This window comes from Paraburkholderia sp. 22099 (genome assembly GCF_052045835.1).
GTDB lineage: Bacteria > Pseudomonadota > Gammaproteobacteria > Burkholderiales > Burkholderiaceae > Paraburkholderia > Paraburkholderia terricola.
On sequence record NZ_JBQEPU010000009.1, the window covers coordinates 154,613 to 166,471 of the forward strand.

General features: G+C 65.5%; 10 protein-coding genes. 6 read left to right on the plus strand and 4 right to left on the minus strand.

Annotation, left to right across the window (positions count from 1 at the left end; genetic code table 11):
- Positions 1 to 5: 5 nt before the first annotated feature.
- Both prmB and cls read left to right on the plus strand, forming a co-directional pair.
- Positions 6 to 890 carry a 50S ribosomal protein L3 N(5)-glutamine methyltransferase gene (gene prmB, locus ACTJLC_RS11500; protein WP_073427968.1) on the plus strand — a complete coding sequence of 295 codons (885 nt, stop codon included), beginning with the start codon at positions 6 to 8 and terminating at the stop codon, positions 888 to 890.
- A 115-nt stretch (positions 891 to 1,005) separates the two neighbouring features.
- Positions 1,006 to 2,460, plus strand: a complete 1,455-nt coding sequence (gene cls, locus ACTJLC_RS11505; RefSeq protein ID WP_440844005.1) for a cardiolipin synthase — start codon at positions 1,006 to 1,008, stop codon at positions 2,458 to 2,460.
- Positions 2,461 to 2,545: 85 nt separating this feature from the next.
- Here cls and ACTJLC_RS11510 read toward each other — a convergent pair whose 3' ends face one another.
- Complete coding sequence (locus tag ACTJLC_RS11510; RefSeq protein WP_073427966.1) at positions 2,546 to 3,025, minus strand: glutathione peroxidase; 480 nt, start codon at positions 3,023 to 3,025, stop codon at positions 2,546 to 2,548.
- A gap of 138 nt (positions 3,026 to 3,163) precedes the next feature.
- On the opposite strand from ACTJLC_RS11510, the gene ACTJLC_RS11515 reads away from it, so the two are divergent.
- Together ACTJLC_RS11515 and ACTJLC_RS11520 are read left to right on the plus strand one after the other, a co-directional pair.
- The gene (locus tag ACTJLC_RS11515) at positions 3,164 to 5,110 is read left to right on the plus strand and encodes an ATP-binding cassette domain-containing protein (protein WP_073427965.1); all 1,947 of its coding nucleotides are present in this window, start codon (positions 3,164 to 3,166) and stop codon (positions 5,108 to 5,110) included.
- A 103-nt stretch (positions 5,111 to 5,213) separates the two neighbouring features.
- Complete coding sequence (locus tag ACTJLC_RS11520; protein ID WP_073428105.1) at positions 5,214 to 6,278, plus strand: CaiB/BaiF CoA transferase family protein; 1,065 nt, start codon at positions 5,214 to 5,216, stop codon at positions 6,276 to 6,278.
- A gap of 104 nt (positions 6,279 to 6,382) precedes the next feature.
- On the opposite strand, the gene ACTJLC_RS11525 is transcribed toward ACTJLC_RS11520, so the two are convergent.
- From ACTJLC_RS11525 to alr, 3 genes are all read right to left on the minus strand, one after another.
- Positions 6,383 to 6,661 carry a DUF2866 domain-containing protein gene (locus ACTJLC_RS11525; protein WP_073427964.1) on the minus strand — a complete coding sequence of 93 codons (279 nt, stop codon included), beginning with the start codon at positions 6,659 to 6,661 and terminating at the stop codon, positions 6,383 to 6,385.
- Between the two features lie 144 nt (positions 6,662 to 6,805).
- Positions 6,806 to 8,182 carry a DNA repair protein RadA gene (gene radA / locus ACTJLC_RS11530; protein WP_073427963.1) on the minus strand — a complete coding sequence of 459 codons (1,377 nt, stop codon included), beginning with the start codon at positions 8,180 to 8,182 and terminating at the stop codon, positions 6,806 to 6,808.
- Positions 8,183 to 8,348: 166 nt separating this feature from the next.
- Positions 8,349 to 9,419, minus strand: coding sequence for an alanine racemase (gene alr / locus ACTJLC_RS11535; RefSeq protein WP_073427962.1), 1,071 nt, complete (start codon positions 9,417 to 9,419; stop codon positions 8,349 to 8,351).
- Positions 9,420 to 9,636: 217 nt separating this feature from the next.
- Between alr and lplT the strand changes: the two genes are divergently transcribed.
- Positions 9,637 to 10,944 (plus strand): lysophospholipid transporter LplT, encoded by a 1,308-nt coding sequence (gene lplT, locus ACTJLC_RS11540; RefSeq protein ID WP_073427961.1) that lies wholly within the window; start codon positions 9,637 to 9,639, stop codon positions 10,942 to 10,944.
- Positions 10,945 to 11,001: 57 nt separating this feature from the next.
- Positions 11,002 to 11,808, plus strand: coding sequence for a bifunctional hydroxymethylpyrimidine kinase/phosphomethylpyrimidine kinase (gene thiD, locus ACTJLC_RS11545; protein WP_073427960.1), 807 nt, complete (start codon positions 11,002 to 11,004; stop codon positions 11,806 to 11,808).
- Positions 11,809 to 11,859: the final 51 nt, after the last annotated feature.

Sequence of the window (11,859 nt, forward strand, 5' to 3'; positions counted from 1 at the left end):
TTGCGATGACGCTTCCGTTTTCCACTGTCCGCGACCTGCTGCGTTTCGCGGTGTCGCGCTTCAACCAGGCCGGGCTGTCGTTCGGCCACGGTTCGGCCAATGCTTACGACGAAGCCGCCTATCTGATCCTGCATACGCTGCATTTGCCGCTCGATCTGCTGGAGCCGTTTCTCGATGCGCGCTTGAGCGCGGCCGAAATCGACGCCGTGCTGAACGTGATCGAGCGCCGCGCCGCCGAACGCGTGCCGGCCGCGTACATCACGCAGGAAGCGTGGATGCACGGCTTTCGCTTCCACGTGGACGAGCGCGTGATCGTGCCGCGTTCGTTCATCGGCGAGTTGCTGCAGGACGGCCTGCAACCGTACGTGGAAGATCCCGAGCAGGTGAGCGCAGTGCTGGAACTGTGCACCGGCTCCGGCTGCCTCGCGATTCTCGCGGCGCATGCCTTTCCGAACGCCGATATCGACGCGGTCGATCTGTCGGCGCCCGCGCTGGAAGTCGCCGCGCGCAACGTCGCGGACTATAAGCTCGACGACCGCATCGCCCTTTTCGAAGGCGATCTGTACGCGCCGCTCGCCGAACGGCGCTACGACGTCATCATCAGCAACCCGCCTTACGTGAACGCGGCGTCGATGCGGGAGCTGCCCGCCGAATACAAGCACGAGCCGGACATGGCGCTCGCGGGCGGCGCCGACGGCATGGACGTCGTGCGCCGGATCATCGCCGACGCGCGCAACTGGCTCACCGAAAACGGCGTGCTCGTGATCGAGATCGGCAACGAGCGCCAGCACGTCGAGGCGGCGTTCGGCGGCCTCGATCTGGTATGGCTCTCCACCAGCGCCGGCGACGACAACGTGTTCCTGATCCAGGCCGCCGATCTGCCGGTGTAACGGTTTATCGCGGGCCGGGCGCGGCGGTCGGCTACGCTTGTCGCTCGCCGCGCGGCGCGTCTGAGTACACTCCCGGAAGTGACTCGGAGCGCGCTTTCCAATCCTTCGCCTGCCTATGCAATTCGACCTGCTTCACGTCGGCACGCTGGTCGCCCTCGCTCATATCCTGGGCGTCGTCGCGGCGTGCCACGCGATTCTGAATACCCGCACGTCGCAAGGCGCGATCGCGTGGGCCGTGTCGCTGGTCGCGATGCCTTATCTGACGCTGGTGCCCTACCTGTTCCTCGGCCGCAGCAAGTTCGCCGGCTATGCGGACGCGCGCCGCGTCGAAAACGAACTGCTGCGCGCACGCGCCCACCCGCCGGAGTGGGACGAGCAGGCTTCGTCCACGGGACTGCCCATGCAGGCGCTCGGCGCAAGGCTCGTGCATTCGCTCACGCGGCTCGGCGGCATGCCGTTTCTGCCGGGCAACTCGGTGCGCACGCTGGTGAACGGCACGGCGACCTTCGACGCGATCTTCGAGGCGATCGAAAACGCGCGCCACTACGTGATCGTGCAGTTCTTCATCGTGCGCGCCGATGCGCTCGGCGAAATGTTCAAGGACGTGCTGATCGCGAAGGCGAAACAAGGCGTGCGCGTCTACTTCCTGTATGACAGCATCGGCAGCTTCGATCTGCCGCACCGCTACGTGGCGGCGCTAACCGCAGGCGGCGTGGAAATGCATCCGTTCGCCACCCATCGCCGGTTCGTAAACCGGCTGCAACTGAACTTTCGCAATCACCGCAAGATCGTTTCGGTGGACGGCGAGCGCGCGTTTGTCGGCGGCCATAACATTGGCGTCGAATATCTCGGCGCGAGGCCGCCGCTCTCGCCGTGGCGCGACACGCATATCGAGGTGCGCGGCCCCGCGGTCGCGAGCATTCAGTTCGTGTTCACCGAGGACTGGCACTGGGCGACCCAGCAATTGCCCGTGTTCGACATGCCCGCCGCGCCGGCGGCCGCCGAGCGCCCGGCCGGTCACGACATGCACTGCCTCGTGGTGCCGAGCGGCCCGGCCGACAAACAGGAGACCTGCTCGCTCTTTTTCGTCGAAGCGATCAACGCGGCGCGCGAACGGATCTGGATCACCACGCCCTATCTCGTCCCCGACGAAGCCGTGTTCGCGGCCTTGCGGCTCGCCGCGCTGCGCGGCGTGGACGTGCGCATCATGATTCCGTGCCGGCGCGATCACGTGGTCGTGTTCGAAGCCTCGAAGCTGTATGCGTACGACTCGCTACGCGCGGGTATCCGGATCTTTCGCTACCAGCCGGGCTTTCTGCATCAGAAGGTGGTGCTGATCGACAGCATGGCCGCCGCGATCGGCAGCGCCAATCTCGACAACCGCTCGTTCCGGCTCAACTTCGAGATCATGGTGCTGACCGTGGACCGCGGCTTCGCCGAAGAGGTTGAGGCGATGCTGCTCGAGGACTTCGCCGAATCGATCGAAATCGATCGCAACGAGTACCGGCATGCGAGCGCGCTGCGGCGCGTGTTGATGCACGTGGCGCGGCTGTTCGCGCCGATTCTCTAGCTGCGTTGCATTTGCGCCGGTTCCTTGCCTTACGCTCCGCGGCAACTCAAAGCGGCAACTCAACGCGGCAACTCAAAGCAGCCACTCAAAGCAGCTTCTCGATGTCCTCGGCAATCGCCTCGGGCTTGGTCAACGGCGCATAACGCTTGACCACCTCGCCGTCGCGGCCGATCAGGAACTTGGTGAAATTCCACTTGATCGCCTCGAGCCCCAGCAGGCCCGGCGCCTCGCCCGTCAGATAGCGGAATAGCGGATGCGCGTTCGCCCCGTTCACCTCGACCTTGTCGAACATCGGGAAGGTCACGCCGTAGTTCTTCTCGCAGAACGCGCCGATCTGCGCCGCGTCGCCCGGCTCCTGCTTGCCGAACTGGTTGCACGGAAAACCGAGCACCGTCAGCCCGCGCGCCGCGTAACCGTCGTACAGCTTCTGCAAGCCCGCGTATTGCGGCGTGAACCCGCATTCGCTCGCCGTATTGACGATCAGCAACACCTTGCCTTGATAGCGCTCGAGGTTCACTTCCTCGCCGCCCAGTGTGCGCGCCGAAAACGAATAGATCGATGTCATGGGCTCTCCCCTCTCTGAAAGCCGTCAGTCTATGCCAAAAGCCGTGCCGATACAGTCGGCCGAATGGCCGATGCCGCTTGAGCGCCCGGCGCCGGCCCCGGCGGTCTAAAATAGCGGTTTTCTTCAGCCGGCCTCTTCGTGATCCGCTTTAACCAGTTCAGCCTCGCGCGCGGCACCAAGCCGCTCTTCGACAACACCACGTTCACGCTCAACCCCGGCGAAAAAGCCGGCCTGGTGGGAGCGAACGGCGCGGGCAAGTCGACGCTGTTTGCCGTGCTGCTCGGCGAACTGCATGCGGACGGCGGCGATTTTTCGATCCCGCCCACCTGGCAGATCGCGCACGTCGCGCAGGAAACCCCCGCCGCAGACAAAACCGCGCTCGACTACACGCTCGACGGCGACGCCGCCTTGCGCGCGATCGAAGCGTGCATTGCCGAGGCCTCCGCCGCGCACGACGGCGCGGCCGAAGGCGAAGCGCACGCCGCGTTTGCGGACGCCGACGGCTACACCGCACCCGCGCGCGCCGAAGCCTTGCTGCTCGGCCTCGGCTTCACGCTCGAACAGACCCGCGAGCCGGTCAGCAGCTTCTCGGGCGGCTGGCGCATGCGGCTGAACCTGGCGCAGGCGCTGATGTGCCGTTCCGACCTGCTGCTGCTCGACGAACCCACCAATCACCTGGATCTCGACGCGATCATCTGGCTCGAAGACTGGCTGCATCGCTATCCCGGCACGCTGATCGTGATCTCGCACGACCGCGAGTTTCTCGATTCGGTCTGCAACGTCACGCTGCATCTGGAAAAACAGCAGATCAGGCGCTATGGCGGCAACTACTCGCAATTCGAAGTGCTGCGCGCGCAGCAGATCGCTTTGCAGCAGAGCGCGTATGAAAAGCAGCAGCGCACGGTCGAGCATCTGCAGAGCTACATCAACCGCTTCAAGGCGCAGGCCACCAAGGCGCGCCAGGCGCAAAGCCGCGTGAAGGCGCTGGAAAAGATGGAGCTGATCGCGCCCGCGCACGCGTCCTCGCCGTTCACGTTCGAATTCCGCACGCCCGATTCGGCGCCCAATCCGATGATGGTGATGGAAGACGTGCGCTGCGGCTATCGTAGCGACGGCATTGAGATTCCGATCGTCGATCATGTGATGCTGTCGATCCAGAACGGCCAGCGCATCGGCCTGCTCGGCGCGAACGGCCAGGGCAAGTCGACGCTGATCAAGACGCTCGCCGGCACGCTCGAAGCGCTCGGCGGCCAGGTGCGCGAAGGCAAGGGGCTGCGCATCGGCTACTTCGCGCAGCATCAGCTCGAAACGCTGCGCCCGGACGACACGCCGTTGCAGCACCTCGCGCGCCTCGCGCCCGATACGCGCGAACAGGAATTGCGCGACTTCCTCGGCAGCTTCAATTTTTCCGGCGAAATGGCGACCTCGAAGATCGCGCCATTCTCCGGCGGCGAAAAAGCGCGCCTCGCGCTGGCGCTGATCATCTGGCAAAAGCCGAACCTGCTGCTGCTCGACGAGCCGACCAATCACCTCGACCTCGAAACGCGCCACGCGCTCACCATGGCGCTCGCGCAGTTCGAAGGCACGCTGATTCTCGTGTCGCACGACCGGCATTTGCTGCGCGCCACCACCGATCAGTTCATGCTGGTCGCGAAACACCGCCTGCAGGAATTCGACGGCGATCTGGACGACTACCGCGACTGGCTGCTGCAACATGCCGCCGAACAGCGCGCGGCGCTCAAGGCGGGCAACGCATCCAGTGGTGCGAACGGTGCGGACAGTGCCGCCGACGGCGGCGTGAACCGCAAGGAACAGCGGCGCCTCGAAGCGGAGACGCGCCAAAAACTCGCGCACCTGAAAAAGCCGCTGCAAAGCCGCGTCACGAAGATCGAAAAGGAAATGGACGCGCTCAACGCGGAGAAGGCGGCGCTCGATGTGTTCGTCGTCGATCCGGCGAGTTATGAGCCCGAGCAGAAAAGCAGGCTGACGGAGGCAATCCGCCGTCAGGCAGACGTGAACGCACGCCTCGAAACGCTCGAAGCCGAATGGCTCGAGATTCACGAGGAACTCGAACAGATCGGCTAGCGGCACGCCGCTTGCGGTCCGCACCGGCATCGACGGGAGGTTGGCTTTGTCATCTGCGACATCATCCGGGGTGTCGTCCGGGCCGTCATCGGTGCCGCCCGCGCTGCAAGGCTTGCGCGTGCTCGACCTGACGCGCCTGCTGCCCGGTCCGGTCGCCGCGTTGCGGCTTGCCGAACTCGGCGCGGACGTGCTGAAGATCGAGGCGCCCGGCGCCGGCGACCCCACCCGCGCGATGATGCAGTCGTCGAGCGACCGCGTGGCCGGACGGCCCGGCGCGTTTTACCGGCTGGTGAATCGCGGCAAGCGCGAAACGCGCCTCGACCTCAAATCAGAGGCGGGACGCAACGTGTTGCGCGCGCTCGCCGCCGAAGCCGACGTGCTGATCGAGAGTTTTCGGCCAGGCGTGATGGAGCGCCTCGGCGTCGGCTATGAAACGCTGCGCGCGGCCAATCCCCGGCTCGTCTACTGCGCGATCAGCGGGTATGGCACGAGCGGCCCATTCGTCGACCATCCCGGCCACGACCTGAACTACATCGGCTATGCGGGCGTGCTCGATCAACTGGCGAGCCGCGACGGCACGCCGATCCTGCCGAATTTCCAGATCGCGGATCTGCTCGGCGGCGCGCTGAGCGCGGTCACGCAGATTCTCGCCGCGTTATGGCACGTGTCGCGCGGCGGCGCGGGCCGCTTCATCGACGTATCGATGGCGCACGTCACGCATGCGCATAACATCGTCGCGCAAGTCGGGCTCGTCAATGACGGCGCCGCGCCGGCAGCCGGCGGCGGTCTGCTGAATGGCGGGGTGCCCTGCTACAACCTGTACCGCACGCTCGATAACCGCTGGCTCGCGGTCGGCGCGCTCGAACTGAAGTTCTGGGAAACGCTGTGCATGGCGCTCGACCGGCCCGAATGGGCGACGCGCCACTGGAGTCTCGGCCAGGCGATCGGCGGCCCGGACGCCGCCGCGCTAACGCAGGAACTCGCCGACATGATCGGCAAGCGTGCGCTGGAGGAATGGGTGCGGTTGCTGGAGCCGCTCGGCTGCTGCGTGTCGCCGGTGCTGACGCCGGCGGAAGCCGCGCGGCACCCGCTGTTCGATCCGCAAGCTCTCGCGGCGGCGAGCGGCGGCGAAAACGAAGCGGAAGCCGACGACCGGTTTATCGGTTGAACGGAGCGTTCGACCGGCGTGAGGCAAAAGCCAGGTCGACCGGCTCGGCAGTCATGCAGCGCTTACCACCGCGCAGTTCAGGCAAACGCCGCTGCCCCGAACCATCAGCGCCGTGCCGGCGTCTGCCGCGGCAAGGTCTGACGCGGTGTCTTTTCATCGTCGTACAGCAGATGCTTGCGGCCTTCCACGTGACGATTGATCGTGGCTCGCACCTCGGCGGCCGTGGCGTGCTCGGCGACCACGCCCCGCGAAATCTGCCCCGCCGTATCGATCCATTCGACGATCCGGCAAGCACCGCCCCAAGGCTGGCGAATAGGCTCGGAGACGCGGCAACCGCGCACCTGCATCGGCCGCTCGGCCACGGTTTCATATGACTGTTTCAAGGCGCGATCCTTTTTCGGGCATCAGAAGGGATGCAATATCCCCGCAGCTTAGGAAAAAGGAATGTCCGATGGGTTACAACCAATATGGAGATATTTACCGCGCATTACGGGTCGCGCCAGCGCGCACGGGCGCGCAAGCCCCGTCTATTCGAGCGTGCGAACCCGGTCGATAGCCTGTTCGATACGCTCGACCGCAACGACCTGTAAGCCTTCGATCGGCTGCTTCGGCGCATTGGCCTTCGGAATGACCGCGACGGAGAAGCCCAGTTTGGCGGCTTCCTTCAGCCGCTCCTGACCGCGCGGCGACGGCCGGATCTCGCCGGCCAGCCCCACTTCCCCGAATACGACGAGTCCCTTGGGCAGCGGTTTGTTGCGCATCGACGAATGAATCGAGAACAGCACGGCCAGGTCGGCGGCGGGCTCGCTGATCTTCACGCCGCCCACCGCGTTGAGGAACACATCCTGATCGAAACAGGCAATGCCGGCGTGCCGATGCAGCACGGCCAGCAGCATTGCGAGCCGGTTCTGCTCGAGGCCCACCGCGAGCCGCCGCGGGTTCGGCGCGTTGGCCGAATCCACCAGCGCCTGCACCTCGACCAGCAACGGCCGCGTGCCCTCCTGCGTGACCAGCACGCACGAACCCGGCACCGACTGCTCATGCTGCGACAGAAACAGCGCCGACGGATTGGCGACGCCGCGCAGGCCGCGCTCGGTCATCGCGAACACGCCCAGTTCGTTGACCGCGCCGAAGCGGTTCTTGATCGCGCGCACCAGCCGGTACGACGAATGCGTGTCGCCCTCGAAGTACAGCACCGTGTCGACGATATGTTCGAGCACGCGCGGCCCCGCGAGCGCGCCTTCCTTGGTCACGTGGCCGACCATGATGATCGTGGTGCCCGTCTGCTTGGCGATCCGCGTCAATTGCGCCGCGCATTCGCGAACCTGTGCGACCGAGCCGGGCGCGGAAGTCAGCGCATCGGAATAAACGGTCTGAATCGAATCGATCACGGCGACGTCGGGCCGTTGCTCGGCGATCGTCGCCTGGATTTTTTCGAGCTGGATTTCCGCGAGCAGTTGCAGCTCGCTCGCCTTCGAGCCGGGCTCCAGCAACGAAAGCCGCTGCGCGCGCAACGCGATCTGCGCGGCCGATTCCTCGCCGCTGATATACAGCGCGCGTTTGTGCGCAGCGATTTCCGCGAGCGATTGGAGCAGCAGCGTCGATTTGCCGATGCCCGGATCGCCGCCGATCAACACCACGCCGCCCGGCACCAGGCCGCCGCCCAGCACGCGGTCGAATTCGCTCACGCCAGTGGAAAAGCGCGGCACGTCGGACGCCTCGATGTCGGCGAGACGCCGCACGGGCGCGCTCTTCGCGAGCGACTGGAAGCGGTGGGTGGACGGCGTTTCCGCGACCGATTCCACCAGCGTGTTCCATGCATTGCATGACGGGCATTGACCGGCCCATTTCGGCGATTGCCCGCCGCATTCACTGCAGATGTACAACGTCTTCGGTTTAGCCACGCGCGATTGCCTGTATTGCTGTTCTTGGGAGGGTGGGCTCGGTGAGGAGAGTTCGGCGAGTGATTGGTCGGCAACCCATGCGGCCACCGAGCCGATATACGCGGACCGCCATTGGCGGCTCGCCCGTCGGTGTGCAAACGCCGCACGCGCTACCGGAAGAAACCGCCTACTCGGCGCGCACCTGCACGCGCGGCGCCACCGCGCACATCAGCTCGTAGCCGATCGTGCCGCATGCCTGCGCGACGTCGTCGATCGGCAGCGAGGCGCCCCACAACTCGACGCGCGAGCCGACGTTGGCGGTCGGGATCGGCGTCAGGTCGACCGTGAGCATGTCCATCGAGACGCGCCCGACGACCCGCGTGCGCACGCCGTCGACGATCACCGGCGTGCCTTCCGGGGCGATGCGCGGATAGCCGTCCGCGTAGCCGCAGGCCACCACGCCGATGCGCATCGGCGCGCGCGCCTTGAACAAGGAGCCGTAGCCGACCGTCTGGCCTTCGCCGATGGTTTGCACGGCGATCAATTCCGAACTGAGCGTCATGGCCGGCTGCAGCCCGGTGCCCGCGATCGCGGCCGTCACGCCCGAGGGCGACGCGCCGTACAGAATGATGCCCGGACGCACCCAGTCGAAGTGCGTTTCGGGATGCCACAGCGTGGCCGCCGAATTGGCGAGGCTGCGCGCGCCGGCGATGCCTTGCGCGCCGCGCTCGAAGGCGTCCATCTGATGCGCGACGCCGCGTTCGCCGTCGGCGTCCGCGAAGTGGGTCATCAACGTGATCTGGCCGACGCCCTGGCAGGCGCGCGCGCGCTCCCATGCGGCGCGGAATTTTTCCGGCGTGTAGCCGAGGCGGTTCATGCCGCTGTTCATCTTCAACTGGATGTTGACGGGCTTGGAGAGGCGCGCCATTTCAAGCATGCGCAACTGTTCGTCCGAGTGCAGCGCCGTGGTCAGGCTGTAGCGGTCGATCACGTCGATATCGGTCGGACGAAAAAAGCCTTCGAGCAATAAAATTGGGCCGGCCCACCCTAATTCACGCAACTTCACGGCTTCTTCGAGGTCCAGCAACCCGAAGCCGTCGGTTGCGCGCAGGCCCGGAAAAGCGCGCGCGAGGCCGTGCCCGTAAGCGTTCGCCTTCACGACGGCCCAGATCTTCGACTTTGGCGCGTAGCGCCGGGCGACGGCGAGGTTATTGGCGAGTGCGGAGGTATGAATCGTGGCTGAGAGGGGGCGCGGCATGGGATATTTTCGTAAAGACGCTTGCGAATCAGCGGCTTACAGGGCGTTTTCAATGCCAGTCCGCCGCTGGGCGGTGCGATCAAGGATTCTGCTAGTCCGAATCCATCTATTTTCATGATATAAAGCCGTGCGCACAACCCATTTCGAACGGCATAAGCCCGGACGCCTTGCACGCGGCCGGGGCGGACAGGCCGCAGCGAGGACAGCATCGCATCAGATGAAAAAAGGTTTTTACACCATCATGGCCGCGCAGTTTTTCTCGTCGCTGGCCGACAATGCGCTTCTGATCGCCGCTATCGCACTGCTGAAAGATCTCCACGCTCCGAACTGGATGACGCCGCTGCTCAAGCTGTTCTTCGTGCTGTCGTACGTCGTTCTTGCCGCTTTCGTGGGCGCCTTCGCCGACTCGCGTCCCAAAGGGCACGTGATGTTCATCACCAACACCATCAAGGTGGTCGGTTGCCTCACGATGCTGGCGGGCGCGCATCCGCTGCTCGCGTATGGCATCGTCGGCTTTGGCGCGGCGGCCTATTCGCCGGCCAAGTACGGCATTCTCACCGAACTGCTGCCGCCTGACCGGCTGGTCGCCGCGAACGGCTGGATCGAAGGCACCACGGTCGGCTCGATCATTCTCGGCACCGTGCTCGGCGGCGCGCTGATCAGCCCGCACATTGCAGCACCGATCCTCAGGCACCACATTCCCACCGTCAACACGCCAGCCGAAGCGGCCATGCTGATCATCATGGGAATCTACGTGATCGCCGCGCTGTTCAATCTGCGCATTCCCGACACCGGCGCGCGTTATCCGAAACAGGAACGCGGCCCGATCAAACTGGTCACCGATTTCGCCGACTGTTTCGTCGTGCTGTGGCGTGACAAGCTCGGCCAGATTTCGCTCGCCGTGACGACGCTGTTCTGGGGCGCGGGCGCAACGCTGCAATTCATCGTGCTGAAGTGGGCCGAAGTGTCGCTCAACATGTCGCTCTCGGAAGCGGCGGTCCTGCAGGCGGTGGTCGCCGTCGGCGTGGCGGCCGGCGCGATCTTCGCGGCCTCGCGCGTGCCGTTGAAGAAGTCGCTCTCGGTGCTGCCGGTCGGCATCATCATGGGCGCCGCCGTGATGCTGATGGCGTTCTATACGCGCGATCTGTTCCCCGCGCATTGGGGGCTGTATTTCGGCCGCGTGCACGTGCCGGGCTACCTGATTGTCGCGTACATCTTCCTGATGATCGTCGGCGGCCTCTCGGGCTTTTTTGTCGTGCCGATGAATGCGCTGCTGCAGCATCGCGGCCATGTGCTGTTGTCGGCGGGTCACTCCATCGCCGTGCAGAACTTCAACGAAAATCTCTCGGTGCTCGTCATGCTGTGCCTGTACGCGGTGCTGGTGTGGCTCGACGTGCCGGTCGCGGCGGTGATCGTGCTGTTCGGCACCTTCGTCTGCCTGATGATGTGGGTCGTGATGCGCCGTCACCAGGCGAATCAGCGCGCGTTCGACTCCGTCGCGCTGATCGGCGAAGTCAAGCATTGACCCGCGGCGGGGGCCCCGCTCCCGTCATGTCCGCGCCCTCCACCTTCCCGCCTTGCCATGACTCAACCGATTCCGAATGTGCTGACGATCGCCGGTTCCGATTCCGGCGGCGGCGCCGGCATTCAGGCCGATCTGAAGACCTTCTCTGCGCTCGGCGCCTACGGCGCGAGCGTGATCACCGCGCTCACCGCGCAGAACACGCGCGGCGTCACGGCGATTCACGCGCCGGACCCCGCGTTCGTTACCGCGCAACTCGACGCGGTGTTCGACGATATCCGTATCGACGCCGTGAAGATCGGCATGCTCGCGAATGCGCCGATCGCGCGCGTGGTCGCCGATGCGCTGCGCCGGCACAAGCCGAAGCACATCGTGCTGGACACGGTGATGATCTCGAAGAGCAATCACGCGCTGCTGCTGCCCGATGCGGTCGCGGTGGTGCGCGACGAACTGCTGCCGCTCGCCGACCTGCTCACGCCCAATCTGCCGGAAGCCGCCGCCTTGCTCGGCGTGCAGCCCGCGGCCGACGAAGCCGGCATGGTCGCGCAAGGCGAAGCGCTGCGCGCGCTCGGGGCGCGCGCGGTGCTGATGAAGGGCGGTCATCTGAGCGCGGCGGATAGTCCCGACTGGCTCATCGAGGAGCACGGCTCGCTGCGTCTTGGCGGCCCACGCGTGCCGGTGAAGAACACGCACGGCACGGGCTGCACGCTGTCGTCGGCGATCGCGGCGCTGATTCCGCAACGCGGCGACCTGGCGAGCGCCGTGGCCGACGCCAAGCAGTATCTGACAGGCGCGTTGCAGGCGAGCGATCAGCTCGACGTCGGCAGCGGCGTCGGGCCGGTGCATCATTTTTATCGGTGGTGGTAACGCGACTGGCGACATGGCGCGCCTTGCGCGGTTGCCGTTACCGTTGCTGTC

Coding starts and splice junctions, on each gene's coding strand:
- ACTJLC_RS11510 (WP_073427966.1), bottom strand. CDS start 3,025: ATGACATCGATCTATTCGTTTTCGGCGCGCACACTGGGCGGCGAGGAA.
- prmB (WP_073427968.1), top strand. CDS start 6: ATGACGCTTCCGTTTTCCACTGTCCGCGACCTGCTGCGTTTCGCGGTG.
- cls (WP_440844005.1), top strand. CDS start 1,006: ATGCAATTCGACCTGCTTCACGTCGGCACGCTGGTCGCCCTCGCTCAT.
- thiD (WP_073427960.1), top strand. CDS start 11,002: ATGACTCAACCGATTCCGAATGTGCTGACGATCGCCGGTTCCGATTCC.
- alr (WP_073427962.1), bottom strand. CDS start 9,419: ATGCCGCGCCCCCTCTCAGCCACGATTCATACCTCCGCACTCGCCAAT.
- lplT (WP_073427961.1), top strand. CDS start 9,637: ATGAAAAAAGGTTTTTACACCATCATGGCCGCGCAGTTTTTCTCGTCG.